The 25,137-nt window shown below is 72.8% G+C and carries 21 protein-coding genes and 3 pseudogenes; 11 read left to right on the forward strand and 13 right to left on the reverse strand.

Going from position 1 to position 25,137, the window contains the following annotated elements:
* Positions 1-134 precede the first annotated feature (134 nt).
* A complete protein-coding gene (locus R2S09_RS28860; RefSeq protein WP_316744204.1) occupies positions 135-1,343 on the reverse strand; it encodes an epoxide hydrolase in 1,209 nt (402 codons plus the stop codon).
* A 143-nt stretch (positions 1,344-1,486) separates the two neighbouring features.
* Between R2S09_RS28860 and R2S09_RS28865 the strand changes: the two genes are divergently transcribed.
* From R2S09_RS28865 to R2S09_RS28885, 5 genes and pseudogenes are all read left to right on the forward strand, one after another.
* A complete protein-coding gene (locus R2S09_RS28865) occupies positions 1,487-1,969 on the forward strand; it encodes a VOC family protein (RefSeq protein WP_316744205.1) in 483 nt (160 codons plus the stop codon).
* 100 nt (positions 1,970-2,069) lie between these two features.
* Positions 2,070-2,198: pseudogene (locus tag R2S09_RS28870) on the forward strand (VOC family protein); the annotation flags it as partial.
* 78 nt (positions 2,199-2,276) lie between these two features.
* Positions 2,277-3,011: a ribonuclease H gene (locus R2S09_RS28875; protein ID WP_316744206.1), complete on the forward strand. Its 735-nt coding sequence runs from the start codon at positions 2,277-2,279 to the stop codon at positions 3,009-3,011.
* 98 nt (positions 3,012-3,109) lie between these two features.
* Positions 3,110-4,093 (forward strand): aldo/keto reductase, encoded by a 984-nt coding sequence (locus R2S09_RS28880; RefSeq protein WP_316744207.1) that lies wholly within the window; start codon positions 3,110-3,112, stop codon positions 4,091-4,093.
* Between the two features lie 106 nt (positions 4,094-4,199).
* Positions 4,200-4,697, forward strand: coding sequence for a DUF6328 family protein (locus R2S09_RS28885; protein WP_372337697.1), 498 nt, complete (start codon positions 4,200-4,202; stop codon positions 4,695-4,697).
* A gap of 19 nt (positions 4,698-4,716) precedes the next feature.
* On the opposite strand, the gene R2S09_RS28890 is transcribed toward R2S09_RS28885, so the two are convergent.
* The 5 genes from R2S09_RS28890 to R2S09_RS28910 form a co-directional block, all read right to left on the reverse strand.
* A complete protein-coding gene (locus R2S09_RS28890) occupies positions 4,717-5,688 on the reverse strand; it encodes an LLM class F420-dependent oxidoreductase (RefSeq protein WP_316744209.1) in 972 nt (323 codons plus the stop codon).
* Between the two features lie 64 nt (positions 5,689-5,752).
* Positions 5,753-7,342, reverse strand: coding sequence for a serine/threonine-protein kinase (locus R2S09_RS28895; protein ID WP_316744210.1), 1,590 nt, complete (start codon positions 7,340-7,342; stop codon positions 5,753-5,755).
* Positions 7,343-7,468: 126 nt separating this feature from the next.
* Complete coding sequence (locus R2S09_RS28900; protein WP_306187551.1) at positions 7,469-8,428, reverse strand: threonine/serine dehydratase; 960 nt, start codon at positions 8,426-8,428, stop codon at positions 7,469-7,471.
* Positions 8,429-8,652: 224 nt separating this feature from the next.
* Positions 8,653-9,330, reverse strand: a complete 678-nt coding sequence (locus tag R2S09_RS28905; protein WP_306187549.1) for an AIM24 family protein — start codon at positions 9,328-9,330, stop codon at positions 8,653-8,655.
* Between the two features lie 38 nt (positions 9,331-9,368).
* On the reverse strand, positions 9,369-10,589 hold the full coding sequence (locus tag R2S09_RS28910) for a serine hydrolase domain-containing protein (RefSeq protein WP_316744236.1): 1,221 nt from the start codon (positions 10,587-10,589) through the stop codon (positions 9,369-9,371).
* 330 nt (positions 10,590-10,919) lie between these two features.
* Here R2S09_RS28910 and R2S09_RS28915 point away from each other — a divergent pair.
* Positions 10,920-12,139 (forward strand): annotated as a pseudogene (locus tag R2S09_RS28915) (RNA-guided endonuclease InsQ/TnpB family protein).
* 60 nt (positions 12,140-12,199) lie between these two features.
* A pseudogene (locus R2S09_RS28920) lies at positions 12,200-12,355 on the forward strand (M4 family metallopeptidase); the annotation flags it as partial.
* Between the two features lie 60 nt (positions 12,356-12,415).
* Here the strand turns inward: R2S09_RS28920 and R2S09_RS28925 are convergent.
* Genes R2S09_RS28925 through R2S09_RS28935 form a run of 3 tightly spaced genes read right to left on the reverse strand, consistent with a single transcriptional unit; the run spans position 12,416 to position 15,911 of the window.
* A complete protein-coding gene (locus R2S09_RS28925) occupies positions 12,416-12,766 on the reverse strand; it encodes a UBP-type zinc finger domain-containing protein (protein WP_306187547.1) in 351 nt (116 codons plus the stop codon).
* Complete coding sequence (locus R2S09_RS28930; RefSeq protein WP_306187545.1) at positions 12,763-14,238, reverse strand: ATP-binding protein; 1,476 nt, start codon at positions 14,236-14,238, stop codon at positions 12,763-12,765. The genes R2S09_RS28925 and R2S09_RS28930 overlap by 4 nt, the downstream gene beginning before the upstream one ends.
* Complete coding sequence (locus R2S09_RS28935; RefSeq protein ID WP_316744212.1) at positions 14,235-15,911, reverse strand: FAD-dependent oxidoreductase; 1,677 nt, start codon at positions 15,909-15,911, stop codon at positions 14,235-14,237. Before R2S09_RS28935 ends, R2S09_RS28930 begins: the two co-directional genes overlap by 4 nt.
* Before the next feature lie 239 nt (positions 15,912-16,150).
* Here R2S09_RS28935 and R2S09_RS28940 point away from each other — a divergent pair, with 239 nt between their 5' ends.
* Complete coding sequence (locus R2S09_RS28940; protein WP_316744213.1) at positions 16,151-17,023, forward strand: universal stress protein; 873 nt, start codon at positions 16,151-16,153, stop codon at positions 17,021-17,023.
* Positions 17,024-17,027: 4 nt separating this feature from the next.
* Here R2S09_RS28940 and R2S09_RS28945 read toward each other — a convergent pair whose 3' ends face one another.
* The 4 genes from R2S09_RS28945 to R2S09_RS28960 all read right to left on the reverse strand — a co-directional run bounded on the left by R2S09_RS28945 (position 17,028) and on the right by R2S09_RS28960 (position 21,727).
* Entirely contained in the window at positions 17,028-18,263 is a 1,236-nt protein-coding gene (locus R2S09_RS28945; RefSeq protein ID WP_316744215.1) for a DUF4032 domain-containing protein, read from the reverse strand.
* 10 nt (positions 18,264-18,273) lie between these two features.
* A complete protein-coding gene (locus R2S09_RS28950) occupies positions 18,274-19,020 on the reverse strand; it encodes an MBL fold metallo-hydrolase (RefSeq protein ID WP_306187537.1) in 747 nt (248 codons plus the stop codon).
* Between the two features lie 84 nt (positions 19,021-19,104).
* Positions 19,105-20,889 carry an ABC transporter ATP-binding protein gene (locus R2S09_RS28955; RefSeq protein WP_316744217.1) on the reverse strand — a complete coding sequence of 595 codons (1,785 nt, stop codon included), beginning with the start codon at positions 20,887-20,889 and terminating at the stop codon, positions 19,105-19,107.
* A gap of 205 nt (positions 20,890-21,094) precedes the next feature.
* Positions 21,095-21,727 carry an alpha-ketoglutarate-dependent dioxygenase AlkB gene (locus tag R2S09_RS28960; protein WP_306187533.1) on the reverse strand — a complete coding sequence of 211 codons (633 nt, stop codon included), beginning with the start codon at positions 21,725-21,727 and terminating at the stop codon, positions 21,095-21,097.
* Positions 21,728-21,879: 152 nt separating this feature from the next.
* Between R2S09_RS28960 and R2S09_RS28965 the strand changes: the two genes are divergently transcribed.
* The 3 genes from R2S09_RS28965 to R2S09_RS28975 all read left to right on the forward strand — a co-directional run bounded on the left by R2S09_RS28965 (position 21,880) and on the right by R2S09_RS28975 (position 25,106).
* Positions 21,880-23,553, forward strand: a complete 1,674-nt coding sequence (locus R2S09_RS28965; RefSeq protein WP_306187531.1) for an FAD-binding dehydrogenase — start codon at positions 21,880-21,882, stop codon at positions 23,551-23,553.
* 94 nt (positions 23,554-23,647) lie between these two features.
* Entirely contained in the window at positions 23,648-24,394 is a 747-nt protein-coding gene (locus R2S09_RS28970; RefSeq protein ID WP_316744218.1) for a L,D-transpeptidase family protein, read from the forward strand.
* A gap of 16 nt (positions 24,395-24,410) precedes the next feature.
* A complete protein-coding gene (locus tag R2S09_RS28975; RefSeq protein ID WP_316744219.1) occupies positions 24,411-25,106 on the forward strand; it encodes a response regulator transcription factor in 696 nt (231 codons plus the stop codon).
* Positions 25,107-25,137: the final 31 nt, after the last annotated feature.

A 25,137-nucleotide genomic window follows, 5' to 3' on the forward strand; every position in this document is an offset into this window, starting at 1 on the left:
CGTCGTTGGCGTGAATGCCGTCGACTCCACTGTCGGCCGCGGAGAGGCGGCCGATGCCGTTTCTCTGCCCGTGGCAGATTCGCCACGGGCAGAGAACCCCGAGGAGCCCCCCGAGGCGACCCCGGGCCGCGGGCTCAGCCCTTCGCGCGCAGCTGGCGGAAGAACGCCCGTACGTCCGCGACCAGCAGGTCGGGCTCCTCCATCGCCGCGAAGTGCCCGCCCCGGTCGAACTCGGTCCACCGCACCAGGTTCTCGGTGCGCTCCGCCTTGTGCCGCAGCGGCACCTGGATCTCGGCCGGGAAGACGGCGAGCGCGGTCGGCGCGGTCGACGACTCCGCCGGCGCGGCGGCCCGGCCCGAGCCGGCATGCGCCCGCTCGTAGTAGATCCGGGCGGCGGAACCGGCGGTCCCGGTCAGCCAGTACAGCATCACGTCGGTGAGCAGCAGGTCCCGGTCGACGGCCTCCTCGGGCAGCTCCTCGCAGTCGGTCCACTCGCGGAACTTCTCGACGATCCAGGCGAGTTGACCGACGGGGGAGTCGGTGAGCGCGTAGGCCAGGGTCTGCGGGCGGGTCGCGTTCAGGATCGCGTACCCCGCGCCCTCCCGCTGCCACGCCTCCCAGCGGTGCCACGAGGCCAGCGTGCGCGCCCGCTCCTCGGGGCCGAGCGCGGCCAGGTCCGCGTCGGTCGGCTCGGTGGTCTGCTGCGCCCCCGGCAGCAGGTTGAGGTGGACGCCGATCACCCGGTCGGGGTGGGCACGGCCCAGCTCCCGGGAGATCGCCGCGCCCCAGTCGCCGCCCTGGGCACCGAACCGCTCGTAGCCGAGCCGCCGCATCAGCTCCGCCCACGCGTCCGCGACCCGGCCCGCCTCCCAGCCCCGGTCGGCGGTCGGTCCGGACAGTCCGAAGCCCGGGATGCTCGGTACCACGACGTGGAACGCGTCGGCGGGATCACCGCCGTGTGCGGCCGGGTCGGTCAGTGGCCCCACAATGTCGAGGAACTCCACGATCGACCCCGGCCAGCCGTGGGTGATGATCAGCGGGGCGGCGTCGGGCTCGGGGGAGCGGATGTGCGCGAAGTGGACGTTCGCGCCGTCGACGGTGGTCGTGAACTGGGGCCACTCGTTCAGCCGCGCCTCGGCCGCCCGCCAGTCGTAGCCGTGCCGCCAGTGCCGTACGAGGTCGCGCAGGTAGTCGACGGGCACGCCGTGATCCCATCCGGGGCCGGGGGGCTGCTCCGGGAGGCGGGCGCGGTCGAGGCGGTCGTACAGGTCGTCGAGGTCGCTCTGCGGGATTTCGAGCCGGAAGGGACGGATGCCGTCGGTGGGCGGCGGTGGCGTCGTCATGGCCGGGATGCTAGTTCCCGCCGGCCGGGGGGCCATCCGGATTTCTTCGCGTCTTCTTCGGCGTCGATTTCCGTGCGAGCGATGAGTTCCGCCGCCCGGAGCGGTCGATACAGATGACCGTGCCCCACACCCAGGAGGAACCCGTGGCCACCGAAGGATTCACCACCTGTCTCTGGTTCGACGGCCAGGCCGAGGAGGCCGCCGAGTACTACGTCTCGGTCTTCAAGAACTCCAGCATCGGCCGGATCGCCCGCTACACCGAGGCGGGGCCGGGGCCGGCCGGCTCCGTGATCACCGTCGAGTTCACGGCCAACGGCCAGAAGTTCGTCGCGCTGAACGGCGGCCCGGAGTTCAGGTTCAGCGAGGCGATCTCCTTCCAGATCTTCTGCGCCGACCAGGAGGAGGTCGACCACTACTGGGCCCGGCTCACGGAGAACGGCGGAGAACCCGGCCCCTGCGGCTGGGTCAAGGACAAGTACGGCGTGTCCTGGCAGGTCATCCCGGACGGGCTCATCGACATGGTCTCGGACCCCGACCCGCAGAAGGCGGCCCGCGCCACCCGGGCGATGCTCGCGATGGGCAAGCTCGACATCGCCGCCCTGAAGAGGGCCCACGCGGGCGGGTAGCGGGCGGCCGTGCGGCCGGCCCACCCGACCGGGGGAGTGGGCCGGCCACCCGGCCGGCGGACACCCGTGACGCCGGCGGCGGCGCCGGTCTCGGCGCGCCCGCTTCGGCCCGATGGGCAGCCCCTTCGGCCGGTTCGCGTCCCTCACCGACCCCCAGGGCGCGCACTTCACCGTGATCGACGCCACCACGACCCACGGAGAGAAGCCCGGCTCCGAGGAGATCCCGTAGCGGCATGCCCCGGCCCAGGACCGCTCGTGCCGCAGGGGCGGCGCTCGGGCGTTGCGTGGGGCTGTGGGTGGGCGTGGCATGATCTGGGGCATGCGTGAACGAGTGGTGGCCGCGTGCGACGGGGCCTCGAAGGGCAATCCGGGACCCGCGGGCTGGGCATGGGTGATCTCCGAGGACGCCGAGACCGCGGCCCGCTGGGAGGCGGGCCCCCTCGGCACCGCGACCAACAACGTCGCCGAGCTCACCGCGCTGGAGCGGCTGCTCACGGCGACCGACCCGGCCGTGCCGCTCGAGGTCCGGATGGACTCGCAGTACGCGATGAAGGCCGTCACCACCTGGCTGCCCGGCTGGAAGCGCAACGGCTGGAAGACCGCCGCCGGAAAGCCGGTCGCCAACCAGGAGCTGGTCGTGCGGATCGACGAGCTGCTCGACGGCCGTGCCGTCGACTTCCGTTACGTACCCGCCCACCAGGTCGACGGCGATCCCCTGAACGACTTCGCCGACCGTGCCGCGAGCCAGGCCGCGACCGCCCAGCAGCCCGCGGGCAGCGCGCTCGGCTCCCCCGAGCCGCCGGCCACGCCCGCCGCCCCGGCGTCCGCCGGGCCGCGTCGCCGCACGAACGGGACCAGGAGCGGAACCGGGACGGCGCGAGCGCGCGGCGGAGCGGGGTCCTCCTCCCGCACGATCAAGGCGAAGTTCCCCGGCCGGTGCGTGTGCGGCAGGTCCTACGCGGCCGGCGAGTCCATCGTCAGGAACGATCAGGGCTGGGGTCACCCGGAGTGCCGCACGGCGGCCTCCGGGCAAGGGGCCTGACACCGCCCTGACCGCCCTTGCCCCTGCCCGGGTGAGGGGGCCGGGGCGGCAGGGTGGCCGGTGCCGCGGGCGCCCGCCACGGGTGCCAGACTGACCACATGGACGAACGTGAATTCGGCAGGTCGCAGCAGCACGCCTCGGTCATCGGACTCGGGACCTGGCAACTGGGCGCCGACTGGGGCGACGTCGACGACAAGGAAGCGCTCGCCGTGCTGGAGGCCGCCGCCGAGTCGGGCGTGACCTTCTTCGACACGGCCGACGTCTACGGCGACGGGCGCAGCGAGTCGACCATCGCCACCTTCCTCGGCTCCCGGCCGGACCAGCACGTGCTGGTCGCCACCAAGATGGGCCGGCGCGTCGAGCAGATCCCGGAGAACTACGTCCTGGACAACTTCCGCGCCTGGAACGACCGTTCCCGCCGCAACCTCGGCGTCGACCGCATCGATCTGGTGCAACTGCACTGCCCACCGACCCCCGTGTACTCCACCGACGCCGTGTTCGACGCGCTGGACACCCTCGTCGAGGAGGAGCGGATCGCGGCGTACGGCGTCAGCGTCGAGACCTGCGCCGAGGCCCTCACCGCGATCGCCCGGCCGAACGTGGCGAGCGTGCAGATCATCCTCAACCCGTTCCGGATGAAGCCCCTGCGCGAGGTGCTCCCGGCCGCGCGCGAGGCAGGCGTCGGCATCATCGCCCGCGTGCCGCTCGCCTCCGGGCTGCTGTCGGGCAAGTACACCAAGGACACGGTGTTCCCCGCCAACGACCACCGCACCTACAACCGGCACGGCGAGGCCTTCGACCAGGGCGAGACCTTCTCCGGCGTCGACTACGCGACGGGTGTCCAGGCCGCCGCCGAGTTCGCCGCCCTCGCCCCCGAGGGATACACCCCGGCGCAGCTGGCGCTGCGCTGGATCGTCCAGCAGCCCGGCGTCACCACCGTGATCCCCGGCGCCCGTTCCCCGGAGCAGGCCCGCGCCAACGCGGCCGCGGGCAAGCTGCCCCCGCTGACCGACGAGACGCTGGCGGCGATCCGGGACCTGTACGAGCGCCGGATCAAGGACCAGGTGGAGGCTCGCTGGTGAGCCCCGCCCACGCGTAGGGGGCAGGATTCCCGCTTCCCGGGGCACCCGTGAGGACAGGGAGTCCGGGGATCGTCCAGGAAGCAGGCCACGGGAGGCGGGAGGCGACGTGACGGGGACGGAAGGCGGCGCGGCGAAACGCCGGGGGCGTGACGAGACCGAGGACGAGCGGGCCGACCGCATGTGGGTGGAGCTCATCCAGGAGGTGCGGGTGGCCCAGACGGGTGTGCAGATCCTCTTCGGCTTCCTGCTCACCGTGGTGTTCCAGCCCAAGTACGACTCGCTGACCCACACCAACCAGGTCATCTACATCGTCACGGTCTTCCTCGGCGCCTCCGCGACCGGCGCGCTCATCGGGCCGGTGTCCCTGCACCGCCTCGTCTCCGGACGCCGGGTGAAACCCCAGGCGGTGCGGTGGGCGTCCCGGATGACGTTCGTCGGACTGGTCCTGCTGCTCGCCACGACGACCGCCGCGCTGCTGCTGATCCTCAGAGTGGCGACGCACGGCGGTCTCGTGTCCTGGCTGGTCGTTCTCGTCGTCGCCTGGTACCTGCTGTGCTGGTTCGTGCTGCCCCTGTGGGCCCGGCGCCGGTACACCTCCCGGTGAAGGGGGGCTCGCGGTGTGCTCAGCCGAAGGCGTCGCGCAGCGCGGGCAGCAGGGTCTTCGCCGACCAGTCCAGGAAGGCCTCCTGCTCCTCCCCGCCGATCTGCACCAGCGCCACCTCCGTGAACCCGGCGTCGACGTACGGTCGTACGGCCGCGACGAACGCCTCCGGGTCCTCGCCGCACGGGATCGACTCGGCGACGTCGTCCGGGGTGACGAACTGGGTGGCCGACTCGAACGAGTCCGGGTGCGGCAGTTCGGAGTTGACCTTCCAGCCGCTGCCGAACCAGCGGAACTGCGCGTGTGCGCGCTTGACCGCCGCGTCCCGGTCGGTGTCGTAGCACACCGGAAGCTGGCCCACCCGCGGCTTGCCCTCGCCGCCGTGCCGGTCGAAGGCCTGGAGCAGGCCGGCCTTCGGCTCGGTGGCGATGAGCAGGTCGGCGAGGTGGCCGGCGATCCTGCAGGACTGCTCGCCGGAGACGGCGACGCCGATGGGCGGCGGGGTGTCCGGCACGTCCCACAGCCGGGCCGACTCCACGTCGAAGTGCGCGCCGTGACGGGTGACATGGCCGCCCGCGAACAGCGCGCGGATGATCTCGACGGCCTCCTGGAGCCGTTCGTGACGTATGTCGACGGACGGCCAGCCGCCCCCCACCACATGCTCGTTGAGGTTCTCGCCCGAGCCCAGGCCCAGCCGGAACCTGCCCTGCGACAGCAGCTGCACCGTCGCCGCCTTCTGCGCGACGATCGCCGGGTGGTAGCGGAAGGCCGGACACGTCACGTACGTCATCAGCGGGATGCGCGAGGTGGCCTGCGCGGCCGCCCCGAGGACGCTCCACGCGTACGGCGAGTGACCCTGCGCACGCAGCCACGGGAAGTAGTGGTCCGAGGTCACGGAGAAGTCGAAGCCCACCTCCTCGGCACGCACCACATGGTCGACCAGCTCCCGCGGACCGGCCTGCTCGGTCATCATCGTGTATCCGATTTGCACCATGACGGCCGAGTCCCCGGGTCACCTGCGCGAAAACCGGAGACCGGCCGGGGCGGGCGGGGAGTCGTCAGCCGGTGGCGGGCCGGAAACTGCTGAGGAACACCTCCAGTGCCCGCCGGTTCGCGGCCGTGCCGTAGGCGTCGGCGGGAGTCGTCCAGCGCAACGAGAAGCCGCGCCGGCCGCCCAGGAGGACACCGCGGCCGAAGGTGTGCACGCGCCGGTCCGGTGCCCCGGACAACCACTCCATGTCGGCGGACCGGCGCCCCTGGTAGGTCGTCGCGCGGATGCCGCCGATCCGCCGGTAGCCCTGCTGCCGCTCCAGGCCGGGCTCGACGTCGTCCCGCCACACCAGGACCGGATCCGGGCCCACGTCCTCACTGTGCGTGACCGCGAGGGTCCGGGTGTCGCCGGCCGTCCCGAAGACGACACGGTACGCCCGGTCGGGCGCGCGGGTGGTGCTGAGCCGCTGCCACCCGGTGGGCAGGGCGACCGAGAAGCCCTCGGGGGCGCGGTAGACGCGGAAGCCGGACGGCGGGACGGCCGCCGTGGCCGACGGTGACGGGGTGGCGGGTGGCGGGGTGGCGCCCTCGACCGGGCCGCCGGACGCGGTGGCGGTGGCGGGCGGCGGCCCGGAGGTCCCCGACGCGGCCGTGGAGCCTCCGCCCCCGGTGCCGGGGAGGTGGTGGGTGACGGCCAGCACGGCGACGGCGACGGTGACGACGGCGAGAGCGGTGCCGGTGACCGTGGCCCGGCTGCCCCAGGCCCGGCCCGCCCGCCGGGCCACCGAGTACGCACCGCGCAGCCGTGGCCGGGGGACCTCCGCCGCGACGGTGTCGGGGTCCTCGTTCAGGACCCGGGTGAGCGCCTCGCGGACCACGGGACGGGTCAGCCGCTCCCGGGAGTCCTTGCGCAGCAGCCCCTGCACGGCCCGGGTGAGCGGCCCGGCCCGCAGCGGGGTGCGCAGCGGCAACCGGTCCACGCCCCTCAGCGTGGCCTCGGGCCGGCCCCGGTCGCGGTACGGCGGACGTCCCTCGACCATGCTGTACAGCAGCGCGCCGAGCGCCCACAGGTCGGCGGCCGGCCCGATGCGCTCGTCACGGGCCTGCTCCGGGGAGGCGTAGGACGGTGCGGTGATCCGCGGGGCCAGGGTGGCGCCCGCGAGACCGAAACCCGTCACCACGACCCCGCCCCGGTCCCGCACGAACACCTGCCCGGGGCCGAGTTCCCCGTGGGTGAAGCCCTCCGTATGGGCGGCCTCCAGCACGTCGAGGACCTCCAGGCCGATCCGGGCCGCCCGCACGTAGGTGAACGGGCCCTGTTCCGCGAGGAGTTCGTCCAGGGGCGCGCCGTCGATCCACTCGGTGACCGTCCACAGCGCGCCGGACTGCACGACGGCGTCGACGACCGAGGGGACCCGGCCCGGCCGAAGCAGCACCATCCTCTCGGAGGTGCGCATCACGCGCGCGGTGATGCGGCGGGCGGTCTCCGCGTCGGTGCCCTCCGGCAGCCCGATCCGCGTCAGCAGCCGGGGGCGTTCCGCGGTGACGTCCTCGCCGTACCAGCAGACGTGGTTGGTTCCGCGGTGGACGACCTGAAGCAGCCGGTACCGTCCGGCGACCAAGTCGTGTGCGGACGGCTGTGCCTCGGCCATGGTCATCCCTCGTCGAACCCCCGGCTCTCACCTTTCCCAGTGGTACGGGGGACGGGACGGGGTCCGTTCAAAGGGACCGCGACCTCGCACGATTCCTGTCTTTCGGTCAAATTCCCCCGGGCGGGCGGGAGTTCACCGCAGTCCGAACCGGTCCGCCCAGGACACGATGTCGGCGGTGGTCGCGTTGCCCCCGCAGACCACCAGACCGAACCGGGCGCCGTCGCCGACCCGCTCCCGAACCAGCCGGGCCGCCGGCAGCAGACAGCCCGCGGCGGGCTCGGTCCACACCTTGGCGTGCTCGGCGAGGTCGAGACACCCCTGGACGGCGTCCCGGTCGGGGACCACGAGCACCTCCTCCACCAGGGCCGAGACATGGTCGTACGTCAGCTGCGACACCGCCGGGGCACTCAGCGTGGTGCTGATCGAGGACACCGTCACCGGCACGGGACCGCCGGCCCTCAGTGCCGCCGACATGGCCTCGGCCCCCTCGGTCTCCACGCCCCAGACCCGCACGCCGGGGCACAGCGCGCGCAGCGCGACGGCGATGCCCGCGATCAGTCCGCCGCCTCCGACGCTGACGAGCACATCGGTGAGGTCGTCGGCGTCCTGGGCCAGCTCCAGGCCTACGGTGCCCTGTCCGGCGATTACCACCGGGTCGTCGAAGGGATGGACGAGGGTGAGTCCCTCGTCGCGCAGTCGCGTCGCCGTCGCGAACGCCTCGGCCATGCCGTCGGTCAGCCGTACCGACGCCCCGGCCGCCTCCGCGATCTCGACGGACCGGGCCGGTGCCGTCCTGGGCATGACCACGGTGGCCTTCACATCGAGGGCGGCGGCCATCACCGCCAGCGCGATGCCGTGGTTGCCGCCGCTGACCGCGACCACGCCCGCGGCCCGTTCCGCCTCGCCGAGCGCCAGCAGCTTCGCCGTCGCGCCGCGCGCCTTGAACGAGCCGGTGCGCTGCAGCAGCTCCAGCTTCGCGGTCACCGGGAGGCCGAGCAGCTCGGACAGGCCGGGGCTCGGCACGGTGGGGGTCCGCACGACGTGTCCGGCGATCCGCTCGGCCGCGGTTTCGATCTGCGAGATGCCGATCAAGGCAGTTCACCCTTCCGGCGCGGGGTGAGGGTCCGCACCGCCTCGACCCTCACCCCCCGAGGCGCGCAGGTCAACACGTTTCGTCAGGCCGTGCCGGACAAGGAGGACCGTGGCCACACCAGCGTCCGAAGCACCGGCCACAAGCCCGAGCGATGTTCCACCGGCACCGACCCGGGCGCGACGACCGCCGGGCCGGTGAGAGGGCCGAGTGCCGCTCGACTCGCTCAGTGCTGCTGGGGCTTCTGCGGGGTCGCCTCGCTCGGGCGGACGACGACGTGTCCCTGGCCCTGGAGCATCAGCTGTACGGCCTCGCCGGAGCCGCCGCGCAGCATCGAGCCGATGGACTGCGAGCGGTGCAGGGACGTCTGGAGCCGGGCGGTCCAGCCCACGACGGCGTCCGTGTCGACGTACACCGGCTGCTCGGGCGTGACGGGTATGACGAGCGGATTGCCCTCGCACACCAGGCCCAGCCGGCCCTGCCCGGTGAACACGCTGTTGAACAGCCCGCCGCCCGCGATGCCGGACCCCTTCACCGTCTTGATCTGGTACGACAGCGAGGCGTCGAAGCAGAGCACGTTGCGGCCGTTGACGGTGAACTCGTCACCCGGGTCGACCTCGACGACGAAGCAGTTCTGGGCCTCGTGCGCGAACCAGGCCTCGCCCTGCCCGCGCACCGCCATCAGCGGCAGCCCCTCCCCGGTGACCGCGCGCTTGAGCATGCCGCCCACGCCCTGCCCCTTGCGTTCGAACTGCAGACTGCCCCGGTAGGCCACCATCGAGCCCTGCCGGGCGAGCATCTCGCCGTTCACCGTGTACCGGATGCACTTGGCGTTCTCGACGGACATGCCCGGCGCGGTCGCGGGGCCCACCATGTGCTCACTGGAAAAGAGATCACCCTTCATACGGGCATCCTGGCCCGGAAGGGAGCGTTCCGCCAAGATCACCCTGCCGTGCCCGGTGCCTTCGCGTGCTTGCCGCAGAACGCCGACTCCAGCGTGCCCAGCATGGTCCGGTACACCGCGTCGTTGTTGGAGGTGTTGGCGAGCGCGGTGAGGCTGCGCAGGCCGTCCTTGCTGGTGAACGCGTAGGTGTAGTAGCCCTGGACGGTACCGGTGTGCCCGTACACCGACACCCCGCAGGACAGGTCGCGGCGGCGCAGTCCGAGCCCGTAGCCCTGGCCGGCGCCCGCGGGGACCCACCGCTGCATCTCGTCCAACTGCCTGGTGGGCAGCAGCGCTCCGCCCAGCAGCGCCGAGAGGAAGGTGTTCAGGTCGCGGGTGGAGGAGATGAGGGCGCCGGCGCTCTGCGCCCAGGACACCGTCTGGTCGGTGGCGTCCACCAGGGCGCCCTTCGCGTCGTCCGGGGTGAGGTAGCCGCGCGCGTGTCTGCCGGGGATCTTCGTGTCGGGGTGGACGTAGAAGGTGTCGGCCAGCTTCAGGGGCTTGATGATCCGGTTCTCGTACTCGGTGCGCACCGGGTGACCGGTCAGCTTCTCGATGAGCAGGCCGGCGACCACGAAGTTGGTGTTGGAGTAGTCGTAGGCGGCTCCGGGCGCATGGGTGAGCGGGTGCTCCAGCGACTTGGCCACGAGCTCGCGGTAGGTGAAGACCTTGGTGCGCACCGCCTCGAAACCGGGGACGGTCCGCGCGAACAGGTCGTCGGTGTAGTCGTACAGCCCGCTGCGATGACTGAGCACGTGCCGCACCGTGATCCGGTCGTCCGGCAGCAGTCCCGGCAGGTAGTGGTCGACGGACGTGTCCAGGTCGAGCCTGCCCTCGGCCACCAGTTGCAGCAGCACGACCGCGGAGAAGGTCTTGGTGACGCTGCCGATGCGGAACCGGTCGGCGGTGTCCATCGCCTCCCCGGTGCCCCGGTCGGCGACTCCCTCGACGGCCTTGTGGACCGTGGCGTGGTCGTCCCAGGACGTGCGGTGGTCGTCGATCCGCGCCATCGCGCCGGGCGCGCCCTGCGAGAGCGCGGTGCGCAGCAGGCCGCTGAGCGCCGCCGGATCGGGGGCCGCCGGTGCGGTGCGTGCGGGGGCGTTCGGCCCGGTGCTCGGTCCGGTGTCCGGTCCGATGTCCGGCCGCCCGCGGTCCACCGCGTGCGCCGGGCCCGCGAGGAGGCCCAGCACCAGTGATCCGAGTACCGCGCCCCTGCACATCGTTCGTGGACCCATGCGTGTCCTTCCGTCTGTGTCCATGTCTGGTTCGTGCGAGATCGATCACATTCGGCCAGCGCAACCTTCTCGCACCGCGTCACATCTCCACAGGCGACACACAGTTGGGCATCCGCCGATCACCGAGTGGGGCGGATTGGCAAAGGTGGTGGACGCCGCCCGCGCCGCCGCCTTCGCTCGCCGTGGACCGGCGTTCACGCCGGTGGTGAAGGGGATCCGGTGGTTGCGATGCGGAGCGTCGCCGGACCGTTCCAGCGGAGCTGGATTGAGCTGATCCGCCCCGGACTGTCAGCGGCCGGTGCCAGCGTCCGGATCATGCTGCTTCGGTGTGCCTTCCGTCTCGACCCGGCGCCCGGTCAGCGCATGGCGCTGGCCCGGGCCTTCGGGTGCGCGCGGGTGGTGTACAACGCCGCGATCGCGGCGCGTGAGCGGGCCCGGGCGGCCGGTGAGCCGTTTCCCACCGCGGCTGTCCTGTCCAGGACGCTGCTCACCGAGGCGAAGAAGACCCCCGAGCGGCACTGGCTGGGCGAGGTCTCCGCAGTGGTACTGCAACAGGCGCTGCGGGACGCGGAGAGCGCGTACCGGAACTACTTCGCCTCCCTCGAGGCGAGCGCAGGGGTCCGAAACTGGGCGCGCCGCGGTTCAAGTCGCGCAAGGACCGTCGTCAATCGGTCCGGTTCACCGCGAACGCCCGCTGGAAGCTCACCGAGAACGGCTGCCTGAGTCTGCCGAAGATCGGCGAGGTGCGGGTCAGGTGGTCACGGCCCCTGCCGTGTGTGCCCTCCAGTGTCACCGTGATCAAGGATGCGGCGGGCCGGTACTTCGCCTCTTTCGTCGTCGAAACCGAGCCGGCCACCGACGCGGAACGGTTGCCCGCGAGCGACCGGGCTGTGGGCATCGACCTCGGCCTGACCCACTTCGCGGTGCTGTCCGACGGCACGAAGATCGACTCCCCGCGGTTCCTGCGCCGCGCGGAGAAGAAGCTCAAGAAGGCCCAGCGGGAGCTGTCCCGGAAGCAGAAGGGATCGAAGAACCGGGGGAAGGCCCGCCTGAAGGTGGCCCGCGCGCACGCGCGGGTGGCGGACGCGCGTCGCGAGTTCCATCACCAGCTCTCCACGCAGCTGATCCGTGAAAACCAAACGGTCGGGGTGGAGGACCTGGCGGTGGGCGGCCTGGCGCGCACCGGGCCGGCCGAGAGCATCCACGATGCGGGCTGGGCCCAGTTCGTGGGCATGCTCGCCTACAAGGCCGACCGGTACGGCCGCACCCTGGTCAAGGTCGGCCGGTTCGAGCCCACCAGCCAGGTGTGCTCGGCCTGCGGCCACCACGACGGGCCCAAACCGCTGCAGGTGCGGGAGTGGACCTGCCCGGCCTGCGGCACGGTCCACGACCGGGACCACAACGCCGCGAAGAACATCAAGGCCGCCGGACTGGCGGTGACGGCCTGTGGAGCGCAGGTAAGACCGGGCCCTGTTCCGGCACAGCGCGGAGAAGCAGGAAGCCACGGAATCCGGACCGGAGCCGGTGCCGCGTAGCGGCACAGCATCGGAGTGGAAGGCCAGAATCCCCGGGCTTCAGCCCGAGGAGCAAGTCAAATGGTCTCCACAAGCGACTTCCACGACGCGCGCGTCGCGACGCTGAAGGCGGCCAAGGACCTCTACGGCGCGAGCAGCACCGAGTACAAGACGGTGGACCGGGCGTGGGCCGCGGTCAACGTCACCGCCGCCAACACCCCGGCGAACCGGCACTGACACCGGTCTGCCGCGCCAGGGGACGCCCCGCCCTCGCGGCGGGGTGTCCCCTGGCGCGGCTCAGCGCAGCGTGTCCGCCCAGTTCGCCGGGACACGTCCCGCCGGGCCCGGTACCGGCTGGTCGACCGGATGGGCCTGCGGGGGAGCGAGTTCGGGTCCGGAGTCGTACAGCTCCTGCGTGGCGTAGTTCCAGAACCAGCCCTCGCCCGGCTCGTAGCTGCGGATCACCGGATGACCGGTGGCCCGGTAGTGGGCGGTGGCGTGCCGGGCGGGCGAGTCGTCGCAGCAGCCGATGTGGCCGCAGGCGGCGCAGCGCCGCAGATGGAACCACCAGCCGCCGGCCGCGTCGCACTCCGCGCAGCCACTGCCGCTCGGCGGGACGCCGGGGTCGATTCCGCTGTCGCTGCTCATGCCGGCTCCTCGGAGATCAGGCTCGGTGATGTGTTGTCGTCGTCGGCGGCGGTCAGCGGCAGCAGCACCTGGAAACGCGTGTCGCCCGGCACCGACTCCACCCGCAGGGTGCCGTGGTGCTTGTTGACCACGATCCGCCAGGAGATGTCCAGCCCCAGCCCGGTGCCCTGACCGACCGGCTTCGTGGTGAAGAACGGATCGAAGATGCGCCCGCGGATGTCCGGCGGGATGCCGGGCCCGGTGTCCTGGAACTCGACCAGGAGCCGGTCGCCGTCGCGCGCCGTCCGGACCGTCAACGTGCCCTCACCGCCCGCCTCCTGGACGGCGGAGACCGCGTTGTCGATCAGGTTGGTCCACACCTGGTTGAGCTCGGCCGGATACGCGGGGATCCTCGGCAGCGTACGGTCGTAGTCCTTGACCACCTCGATGTGCGGGCCGATCTTCGCGGACAGCATCAGCAGGGTGCTGTCGAGGAGTTCGTGCACGTCGGCGACCTGGTAGGGGGCGCGGTCCAGCTGGGAGTACTGCTTGGCGGCGTCCACCAGGTGGGAGATGCGGGTGGTGGAGTCCGCGATCTCGTCCATCAGCAGCTCGGTCTCCACCGTGTAGTTGAGCCACCCCACGGCCCCCGGCAGGATCTCCTCGTCGACCGCCACCGCGACCTCCTCCAGCCAGTCGACGTCGAGCCCGGCCTGCACGAAGGTGGGCGCGAGCTGCCAGGCCTGGCCGATGCCATGGTCCTCCAGCCAGTCGGTGAGGGCGTCCTCCCGGTCGGAGGCCTCCAGGGGGCTGAGCGACGACGCCTTGGCGACCCGCTCGGCGGTGCGCTCCTGGATGTCGATGAGATTCGCCAACTGATCGCGGGAGAAGGGGCCTTCGGTGATCACGGCGAGCTTGTGCCGCATCTTGGCCACCCGCTCCCGCAGCGTCTCCGTGGCCCGCACGGCCGCCGCCGCGGGGTTGTTGAGCTCGTGCGTGAGACCGGCGGACAGCGAGCCGAGCGCCAGCAGCCGCTCGTGCTGCTCGGTCACCGCCTGGCTGCTCTTGACCCCGAAGAAGAGCCCCTCCAGCAGATGCACCGCCATCGGGAACCACTCCCGCATGACGCTCGCGAACGTGTCCGCGGGCAGCACGAAGAACCGCGTCGGCTCCGTGACGCGCATCGAGTTCTTGTACACCTGGCGCAACCGGTCGCCGACGTACGCCTGCGTGGCGCCCGCGTACACCCCAGGCTGCGAGGTCCGGGTGACCTCCACGTCGTCGCCGCCGATCCGGCGGGAGAGCACCACCGTGCCCTCGATCATCACGAAGAAGCAGGTGGCCGGCTCGCCCTCGGTGTAGACCGGGCCGGGCTCGAACCGCTCCACCCGCCCCGCGCCGCACAGCCGGCCGAGCTGCTCCGGCGACAGCTTCTCGAACAGGAACAGCGAACCGATCTCCCGGGGGCTGCACGGCATCGGCTGCCCGCTCATGACTGCTCCAGGTAGCGGTGGACCAGCATCACGGCCATGGCTCCCTCCCCGACGGCGGACGCGACACGCTTGGCCGACTCCGCGCGCGCGTCGCCCGCCACGAACACACCGGGCACATTGGTCTCCAGGTGGTACGGCGGCCGGTCCAGCTCCCAGCCCGCCGGCGGTCGCCCGTCGGGGGTGAGATCGGGCCCGGCCAGGATGAACCCGCGCTCGTCGCGCAGCACGGCGTCGCCGAGCCAGTCGGTCAGCGGAGCGGCGCCGATGAACACGAACATCCACTGGGCGTCGACCTGCTGGGTGTCCCCCGTCACCGTGTGCCGCAGCGTCAGCCGCTCCAGATGGTCCGAGCCATGGGCCGCGTCCACGACCGTGTGGCTGCGCACGGAGATGTTCGGCGCCTCGTCGATCTGCTGGATCAGGTAGTACGACATCGACGCCGCCAGGTCCGGACCCCGCACCAGCAGCGTCACCGACTTCGCGCTCCGGGACAGGTACATCGCGGCCTGCCCCGCCGAGTTGGCGCCGCCGACGATGTACACGTCCTGCCCCTGGCAGGAGGCCGCCTCCGTCAGCGCCGAGCCGTAGAACACCCCGCAGCCGGTGAGATCCGTGCAGCCCTGGGCGTCCAACTGCCGGTACTGCACTCCGGTCGCCAGGATCACGCTGTGCGCGGCGATCGCCGACCCGTCGGCGAACCGGACGATCCGGGCGGCGCCGTTGACCTCGAGTCCCGTCACCTCACGCGCGGTCAGGATCTCGGCGCCGAACCGGGCGGCCTGCCGCCGCGCCCGGCCGGTGAGCTGGGCACCGGAGACGCCGTCGGGGAAACCCAGGTAGTTCTCGATCCGGGAGCTCTGCCCGGCCTGCCCGCCGGTCGCCGACCGCTCCACCAGCACCGTGCGCAGCCCCTCCGAGGCCCCGTACACCGCCGCGCCGAGCCCGGCCGGGCCGCCGCCGATCACGACGAGGTCGTAGAAGTCGGCCGCCGGTGTCGTGGCCAGTCCCACCCGGGCCGCGAGCTCGGGTGCCTCCGGCTCCACCAGCGCGGTGCCGTCCGGGGTGACCACCAGCGGCAGCCGCCGTCCGTCCTGCCCGGCCGCCCTCAGCAGCCGCTGCCCCTCGGGCTCGTCGGAGGAGTACCAGCGGTAGGGCACCTGGTTGCGGGCCAGGAACTCCCTGGCCTCCGACGACCGCGCCGACCAGCGGTGCCCGACCACCTTCGTGCTGGGCACGGGCCGGTGGTCGCTGGCGCGCCACGCCTGGAGCAGGTCGTCCAGGACCGGGTACAGCTTCTCCTCCGGCGGGTCCCACGGCTTGAGCAGGTAGTGGTCCAGGTCGACCACGTTGATCGCGTCGATGGCCGCGTTGGTGTCGGCGTACGCGGTCAGCAGCACCCGGCGCGCCCCCGGGTACACGTCCAGGGCCTGTTCCAGGAACTCGATGCCGTTCATCCGTGGCATGCGGTAGTCGGCGAGGATCACCGCGACGAGGTCGCCGCGCAGTTTCAGTTCGCGCAGCGCGTCGAGCGCGGACTCGCCGGACTCCGCGCGCACGATCCGGTACGACTCGCCGTAGCGCCGCCTGAGGTCACGGGCGACGGCACGGGAGACCCCCGGATCGTCGTCCACGGTCATGATGACGGTCCGCGCAGCCTCCGCGGCCTGTGCCATGTGTCTCCCACCCCGGGCGGTCGGATCGGCGGCACGGTGCAGCTCCGGGTGCGTCACCGCGCCGACTCCCGCCCATCGTATGTTCGATCGTCCCGCTTCGCTCGGGTATGAGTGAGACGGCGGGGGACGGCCGTCGGCCCGCTGCGGGATGGCGCGGGCGCGGTGGGGAAGACTGGGCCTCACGGACGGGCCCGCCGGCGGGCCTCCGGCACGGGCCCCGACACAGGAAGGCGGACGGCATGACGCGGCCGATCACGGCAGGGGTGGACGGTTCGGAGGAGAGTCTCGCCGCGCTGGCGTGGGCGGGCCGGGAGGCCGAGCGCCGCCGGCTGCCGCTGCGGGTGGTGCACGCCTGGCGCTTCGAGGCGCACGACGCCCTCGACCTAGGGGACCGCGACACGCAGCGGCAGCGCGTGCGCGAGGCGACGGCCGAGGCCGTCCGAGGCGTCGGCGAGCGCCACCCGGACCTGACCGTGACCACGGACGTCGTGGAGGACGGCGCGGCCCGGGCACTGGCCGCCGCCGCTGCGGACGCCGAGATGCTGGTGCTCGGCTCGCGCGGACGCGGCGCCCTGATCGGATTCCTCCTGGGCTCCGTGGGCCGGCAGGTGATCGCCGAGGCCGTACGGCCCGTCGTCCTGGTGCGCGCGGGGGACGAACCCGCCGCCGAGGCCGCCGGGCGGGAGGTCGTGGTCGGCCAGCACGGCACCCCCGAGGACAGCGCGCAGGCCCTGCGGTTCGCCTTCGGGACGGCCGCCGCGCGGGGCGCCACCGTCCGCGCGGTACGCGCCTGGACCCTGCCGCCGGTGTTCGGCTACAGCCCCGGCTCGCTGAAGCTGCTCGACGAGGCCGGCGGCCTGGAACCGTACGAGGCGAAGGGGCTGGCCGACGCGCTGCGGCCGTGGCGGGAACGCTTCCCGGACGTCCCCGTCGTCGAGCAGGTGGAGATGGGCAGCGCGGGGCAGGTACTGCTGTCCGCGGCCGGACGCGCCCAGCTGGTGATCGTGGGCCGCCGGGCCCGCCGGACCGCGGTCGGCGCGCGGATCGGCTCCGTCGCGCACGGCGTGCTGCACCACGCCGGCTGTCCGGTCGCGGTCGTCCCGCCCGCCTGAGCCCTCACTCCGGCGGCGTCGGCTCCAGCGTCGCGCGTGCCTTCGGCAGGATGTTCTCGACGTAGTCGGCGACGGCCGTGTCCAGGCCGATGTCGTGCTGGGCCCGCTCGGACAGGTACCAGCGGTGTTCCAGCAGCTGGTGGTACAGCTCGGCCGGGTCCATGGTGGCGCGCAGCTCGCGCGGCACCGCGCGCACGGTGGGCCGGAACACCTCCCGCACCCAGCGGTGCGCCAGCACCTCCGGGCGGGCCGCCAGGGGGTCGCCCGGCGCGTAGTCGTCCTGGGTGGCCATCCAGCTCTCCAGGTCGGTCAGCAGCCGCCGGGCCTGGTTCTCCTCGGTGTCCAGGCCGGTCAGGCGCAGCAGCTGCCGCTGGTGGTGGCCGGCGTCGACGACCTTGGGCACGAAGGTGACCGTGGAGCCGTTCGAGGCGTGCTCGATCTGCATCTCGGCGACGTCGAAACCGAGGTCGTTGAGCCGTCGTATCCGGCGCTCGATGTAGTGGTACTTGCCCGCCGGGTAGACCGACGTGCGGGTCAGCTCCTCCCACAGCCCGCGGTAGCGGTCGCGGATCTCGGTGCCGAACTCCACCGGGTCCACCGAGGGGTGCAGCGCACCGGAGGCCTCCAGGTCGAGCAGCTCGCCGCTGATGTTCACCCGCGCGAGATCCAGGTCGTACTCCCGCTGCCCGGTGCTCAGCCGCGGGTGCAGCTCGCCGGTCTCGGCGTCGACGAGATAGGCGGCGTAGGCGCCCGCGTCGCGCCGGAAGAGCGTGTTGGACAGCGAGCAGTCGCCCCAGGCGAAACCGGCCAGGTGCAGCCGCACCAGCAGCACGGCCAGGGCGTCCATCAGCCGGTGCATGGTGGCCGGACGCAGCGTCGTCTCGAACATCGACCGGTACGGCATCGAGCCGCCCAGGTGCCGGGTGACCAGCACCGGCTCCAGCGGGGCGCCCGCCGGGTCGGTGCGGCCGGTGACCACGGCGAGCGGGTCCACGGCGGGGATGGACAGCCGGTCCAGGTCGCGCAGCAGCTCGTACTCGCGCAGCGCGGGCCGTTCGGCGAGCTCCTTGACGGCGATCACCTCGTCGCCGGCCCGGGCGTAGCGCACCACGTGCCGGGAGATGCCGCGCGGCAGCGGCACGAGGTACTCCTCGGGCCACTCCTCGAGCGGTGTGTCCCACGGCAGTTCGAGCAGGAGCGCGGGATGCTCCGGGTTGGTGGCGCTGATCTGCAAGGCCATGGCGGAGAGCTTAGAGCGCGTGTTCCCGTGCCAGCCGCGCGGCCTGCCCGACCGGGCCGCGGTGCACGGGGCCGTGGCCGGGCAGCAGCACGTCCGCGGGGAGGTCCTCGATGATGTCCAGCGAGGCCAGAGCCCGGGCGCGTTCGTGGTGGAACATGTCGGGCAGCAGCTGCGGGCCCCGGATCCGGGAGGTGGGGTGGCCGCTCACCAGGGCGTCGCCCGAGATCAGCACGCCCGCGTCCGGCAGGTGGAAGGAGGCGTGGCCGCGGGTGTGGCCCGGTGTGTGCACGGGCACGGGCCGCCCTGGCAGGTCCAGTGCGCCCGCCGCCGGGAACGGCTCCGGCGCGGCCACCGGCAGATGCGCGGTGCCGCCGACGCGGAGCGAGTGCACCGCCCACGGCAGCACACCCGGCCGCCAGCCGTTGCGCAGCACCGTGCCGACGGTCACCTGGTGCAGGAAGTCCCGCCGGGCGTGCGGCACTTCGGCCTCGTGCAGCTGGACGGGGGTGCCGTAGGTGGCGCGCAGGTACTCGGCGGAGCCCAGGTGGTCGTTGTGGGCGTGGGTGATCAGCACGGCGGCCACCGCCTGCGGTGAACTGCCCACCGCGGCGAGCGAGTCGAGGAGCTGCCCCCGGTCGCCGGGGTAGCCGGTGTCGATCAGTGTGACCGCGTCGCCCTCGGTGAGGATCACCCAGTTCGTGTTGCTGCCGCGCACCAGATAGGTGCCGTCGGCGACCTGCTGCACGTCCGCCCGCATCGATCTCCCCATCCTCGGTTGGCTGCCCGACGGGGACAGCAAACCAGACCGGAGGGGGACTCGGCACGGAGGGGGTGCCGGGCGTCAGCCGGCGGTGGCGAGGAACTGGGTGGCGGCCAGTTCCGCGTACAGGGGGTCGGCGGTGACGAGTTCCCGGTGGGTGCCCACCGCGCGCACGGTGCCGGCGTCCATGACCACGATCCGGTCGGCCATGGTGACGGTGGACAGCCGGTGGGCGACGACGAGCACCGTGGTGGTGCGGGCGACGTCGGCGACGGTGTCGCGCAGGGCCGCTTCGTTGACGGCGTCCAGCTGGGAGGTGGCCTCGTCGAGCAGGAGCAGCCGGGGGCGGCGCAGCAGGGCGCGGGCGATGGCGACACGCTGGCGTTCACCGCCCGAGAGTTTGGTGCCGCGGTGGCCGACCAGGGTGTCCAGGCCTCGGGGAAGCCGGGCGACGAGGTCGTCGAGGCGGGTGGTCTTGAGTACGCGGCGCAGGTCGTCGCCGTCGGCGTCGGGGTTGCCCAGCAGCAGGTTGTCGCGCAGGGTGCCGGAGAGGACCGGTGCGTCCTGCTCGACGTAGCCGATGACGGCCCGCAGGGCGGGTATCTCCCAGTCCGCGAGGTCGCGGCCGTCGAGGACGACTCGGCCCCCGGTCGGGTCGTAGAACCGTTCGACGAGGGAGAAGACCGTGGTCTTGCCCGCGCCGGAGGGGCCGACGAAGGCGGTCATGCCCCGGGCGGGGACGGTGAAGGACACGCCGTGGTGGACGTGGGGCAGGTCGTCGGCGTAGCGGAAGTGCACGTCCTCGAAGCGCAGGCTCGCCGGTTCGGCACCCGGCGCGGGCAGCGGGGCGGGCCGTGCCTCCGGCTCGGCGGGCAGCTCCTGTGCCTGCTGGATGCGGGCGATGGCGGCGGCGCCGGTCTGGTACTGGGTGACGGCGCCGATCACCTGCTGCACGGGGGACATCAGATAGAAGATGTACATCAGGAACGCCACCAGGGTGCCGACGTCGATGGCGCCGGTGGCCACCCGGGCGCCGCCGACCGCGAGCACGGTCAGGAACGCGATCTGCATGGACAGTCCCGCCATGTTGCCCGCCAGCGCCGACCACCTGGCGGAGCGCACGCTCTGCCGCCACGACTCCCGCGCGGCGGCGTGCACCGCCTGCTCCTCGCGGTGTTCGGCGCCGGACGCCTTGATGGTCCGCAGGCTGCCCAGGACCCGCTCCAGGGCGGCGCCCATCGCCCCGACCGAGTCCTGGGCCGCCCGGCTGGCCTTGTTGATCCGCGGCATGACCACGCCGATCACGGCCCCGGCGACGGCGATGACGCCGACGGTGACCCCCAGCAGCACCGGGTCCACGACACCCATCAGCACCAGCGTGGCGACCAGGGTGAGCCCGCCGGTGCCCAGGCCGACCAGGGTGTCGGTGGTGACCTCGCGCAGCAGGGTGGTGTCGGAGGTGACCCGCGCCATCAGGTCGCCGGGCTCACTGCGGTCGACGGAGGCGACGCGCAGCCGCAGCAGGTACGAGGTGAGCCTTTCGCGGGCGGTGAGCACCACGGACTCGGCGGTGCGCCGCAGCACGTACGAACCCCCCGCGCCGATCCCGGCGTTGGCGAGGACCAGGCCCGTCATCGCCAGCAGCGGCGTGGTGATCGGCCGGTCGTGTGCGAGCCGGTCGATGAGTTCCCGCGCGACCAGCGGCAGGGCGAGCCCGGTGGCGCCGGTGGCGAGCGCGAGGAGCGCGCCGGCCAGCAGCGCCCAGCGGTAGGGGCGTACATAACCGAGCAGCAGCCGCCACGCGGACGGTCGCGCGGCCGCGGCGGCCGGGTCTGACACGGGCTGGTTGTCCGGCGGTGGGTCCATGGCTCCTTACCCGGTGGGTCTCTCGTGACGAGGTGTGGTGACGGCACGGTAGTGGCCGGGCCGTGCGGACGGCAGCAGCGGGTACGGGTCCGTGCCGGCGGTCTCCCGGGAGCGGTGCGAGGCGAGGACGACGTAAGCCGCCGCAGCCGTGAAGACGCCGGGAGCGGTCCGGCCGTTGCCCCTCAGCCCCAGGAGATGGCGTGCGTCAGCGCACCCCCGCGGGGCGGAACTGGATGCTGATGCGGGGTTCCGTGACCCGGGTGCTCTTGGGTATGCAGTGCTCCCAGGTGCGCTGGCAGGAGCCGCCCATGACGATCAGGTCGCCGTGGCCGAGCGGGCGCCGGATCGTGGAGCCGCCGCCTCCCGCCGGACGCAGCAGCAGGTCCCGGGGCGCGCCGACGGAGAGGATCGCGACCATCGTGTCCTCGCGCGCTCCGCGCCCGATCCGGTCGCCGTGCCAGGCGACGCTGTCCCGGCCGTCGCGGTAGTAGCACAGCCCGGCCGTGGTGAACGGCTCGCCCAGCTCGCGGCCGTAGTGCGCGGACAGGGCGTCGCGGGCCTCGGTGAGCACCGGGTGGGGGAGCGGGTCGTCCGCGCCGTAGAAGGCGAGCAGGCGGGGTACCGCTACGACGTTGTCGTACATCGTGCGGCGCTCCGCGCGCCAGGGCACCTCGGCGGCGAGCTGTTCGAAGAGGTCGTCGGCGCCTTCGAGCCACCCGGGCAGCAGGTCGATCCAGGCGCCGCGGCCGAGCCCGGTGCGGCGCAGTCCGTCCAGCGCACCGAGCCGGAGCTCGTCGGCCTGGTCGAAGAGGGAGCCCTGGAGGTGGTGCCCGGTCATGGCCCCAGCGTACAACGGAATCGAAAATCTGTTCCTATTGGCTGGTTACGGAGGCGGACGGTCGGCCCCTGTTTGATACAGCGCTGTATCGGATACATTCGCGTATCGAAAACGGGTCGGACACGTTGGACCGGAGAAAGGGATCGGACGCCATGGACGCGGACGTCATCGTCGTCGGAGCCGGCCTCGCGGGGCTGGTCGCCGCGCACGAGCTGACCAGCCGGGGTCGCAGGGTCGCCCTCGTCGACCAGGAGAACGCCGCCAACCTCGGCGGGCAGGCGTACTGGTCCTTCGGCGGGCTGTTCCTCGTCGACTCCCCCGAGCAGCGGCGCCTCGGCGTCAAGGACTCCTTCGAGCTGGCCTGGAACGACTGGCGGGGCAGCGCACGGTTCGACCGGCTCGACGACGAGGACTCCTGGGCGGTGCGCTGGGCGCGCGCCTACGTCGAGTTCGCGGCGGGGGAGAAGCGGTCCTGGCTGGCCGGGCACGGCATCAGCCTGCTGCCCACGGTGGGCTGGGCCGAGCGCGGTGACCTGAGGGCCGACGGCCACGGCAACTCCGTACCCCGCTTCCACATCGCCTGGGGCACCGGCACGGGCGTCGTCGAGCCGTTCGCCGATCACGCCCGGCAGGCCGCGCGCGACGGCCTGCTCACCTTCCACCACCGGCACCGGGTGGACGAACTCGTCGTCGAGGGCGGCGCGGCGCGCGGCGTGCGCGGCACGGTGCTCGCCGAGGACGACTCGCCCCGGGGCGTCGCCTCCAACCGGGACGCCGTCGGCGCGTTCGAACTCACCGCGCAGGCCGTGATCGTCACGTCCGGCGGCATCGGCGCCGACCACGACATGGTCCGCCGCTACTGGCCGCAGCGGCTCGGCACACCCCCGTCCGGCATGGTCACCGGCGTCCCGGCCTACGTCGACGGCCGGATGCTCGACATCAGCGCCGCGGCCGGCGCCCGGCTGGTCAACCGCGACCGCATGTGGCACTACACCGAGGGCGTGCGGAACTGGAACCCGATCTGGCCCGGCCACGGCATCCGCATCCTGCCCGGACCGTCCTCGATCTGGCTCGACGCGCTCGGCCGCCGGCTGCCCGACCCGTGCCTGCCCGGCTACGACACCCTGAGCACCCTCAGGCACCTGCGCACCACCGAGGACATCGCCGGCCACGACCACTCCTGGTTCGTGCTGACCCGGAAGATCGTCGAGAAGGAGTTCGCCCTGTCGGGCTCCGAGCAGAACCCCGACATCACCGCCAAGGACCGCAAGGCCGTGCTGCGCGACCGGCTGCTCGGCAAGGGCGCGCCCGGACCCGTGCAGGACTTCCTGCGGCACGGCGCGGACTTCGTGGTCGCCGACACCCTCGACCAACTCGTCGAGAAGATGAACAAGCTGACCGACCAGCCGCTCCTTGACGCCGCCGAGGTACGGCGCCAGGTGGAGGCCCGCGACCTGCAGATGGCCAACCCCTACAGCAAGGACGCCCAGGTCCAGGGCATCCGCAACGCCCGCCGCTACATCGGCGACCGCCTCGGCAGGGTCGCCGTCCCGCACCGCGTCCTCGACCCGGCGGCCGGTCCCCTCATCGGCGTCAAGCTGCACATCCTGACCCGCAAGACCCTCGGCGGCATCCAGACCGACCTCGACTCCCGCGCCCTCGGCGCGAACGGGCGGCCCATCGACGGTCTGTACGCCGCCGGCGAGGTCGCCGGCTTCGGCGGCGGTGGCGTCCACGGCTACAACGCCCTGGAGGGCACGTTCCTCGGCGGCTGCCTGTTCTCCGGCCGCGCGGCGGGACGAGCGGCGGCCGGGCAGACGGCCTGAGCGGCGGCCGCGCGGACGGCCTGAGCGGCGGCGCTTCGGGCGGTGGCGCCGGGAACCTGACGAGTTCCTCACAACCGTCGGCCATGGTCGACGCATGATCACGCGCAGTCCCCGTGTCACCCTGCTCGCCATGTGCCTGCTGCTCATCGGATGCGGCGGCGGTGCGGTGGCGGTGTCCGGCACCCCGTCCGGCATCGCCACCGCACCGGCCGGCGTCCCCGCACCCCGCCCCGAGACCTCGGTCGAGGCGGCCCCGCGGCGGATACCGGGCCTGGGTCCGCGGACCGTGGCGGCGATACCCTCCCGCTCCCGGCAGGTCGTCGTGGTGACCGGACGCGGCCGCGACTCCCCGGACTCCACCGCCGTGCTGTACCAGCGCGACGGCACCGGCTGGCGGGCCGGGGAGAGCTGGCCCGCGCACAACGCCCTCAGGGGCTGGAGCGACCATCACCGCGCCGGCGACCTGCGCTCACCCGTCGGCGTCTACACCCTCAGCGACGCGGGCGGCCTGAAGCGCGACCCCGGGACCCGGCTGCCGTACCACCACTCCGTCGGCTTCACCTCGCCCGGCACCGGGTTCGAAGGGGAGTCGCTGGCGGGGTCGTTCGACTACGTCGTCGCCATCGACTACAACCGCCGGCCGGGCACCTCGCCGCTCGACTGGACCCGCCCGCTCGGCGCGAGCCGTGGCGGCGGCATCTGGCTGCACGTCGACCACGGCGGCCCCACCCATGGCTGCGTCGGCCTCGCCGAGCGGCACATGAAGCAACTGCTGCTCACCCTCGACCCGGCCCGGCACCCCGTCGTCGTCATGGGCGACGCGGCGTTCCTGGCCCGCTGACCATAGGATCCGCCGCGTGTGCGCACATGTGCTGGTCGCCGAGGACGACGAGATGCAGGCCGAACTCATACGCCGCTCCCTGCTGGCGGAGGGCCACACCGCGACCGTGGTCCACGACGGCCGGGCCGCCCTGGACGCGGCCCGGCTGCACCGCCCCGACCTGGTGGTCCTGGACCTGATGCTGCCGGTGATCGACGGCTTCGGGGTGTGCCGGGTGCTGCGCCGGGACGACGACGTCCCGGTGCTGATGCTCACCGCCCGCTCCACCGAGGACGACGTGCTGCTCGGCCTCGAACTCGGCGCGGACGACTACATGACCAAGCCGTACAGCCCGCGCGAGCTGATGGCCCGGATCCGCACCGTCCTGCGCCGCAGCGGGCGGGACGGCGACCGGCGTGCGGATCCCGTCGTACGGGCCGGGGGCATCGCCGTCGACCCGGTCCGGCACGAGGTACGGTGCGAGGGGCGGCCGGTGGAGTGCACCCCGGCCGAGTTCGAGATCCTGCTCGCCATGGCCGGTGAACCCGAACGGGTCTTCACCCGGCGCCAGCTGCTCCAGTACACGCGGGGCCTGGACCGGGCCTCCACCGAACGGGCCGTCGACGTGCACATCATGAACCTGCGCAAGAAGCTGGAGGCCGACCCGCGCCGCCCGGCCCTCCTGCTCACCGTCTTCGGCGTCGGCTACAAACTGGCCGGGGGCAGGGCGTGAGCGGGCACCACGCGCCGAGCGGGGGCAGGGC

The organism is Streptomyces sp. MK7 (genome assembly GCF_032658145.1).
Lineage (GTDB): Bacteria > Actinomycetota > Actinomycetes > Streptomycetales > Streptomycetaceae > Streptomyces > Streptomyces spiralis.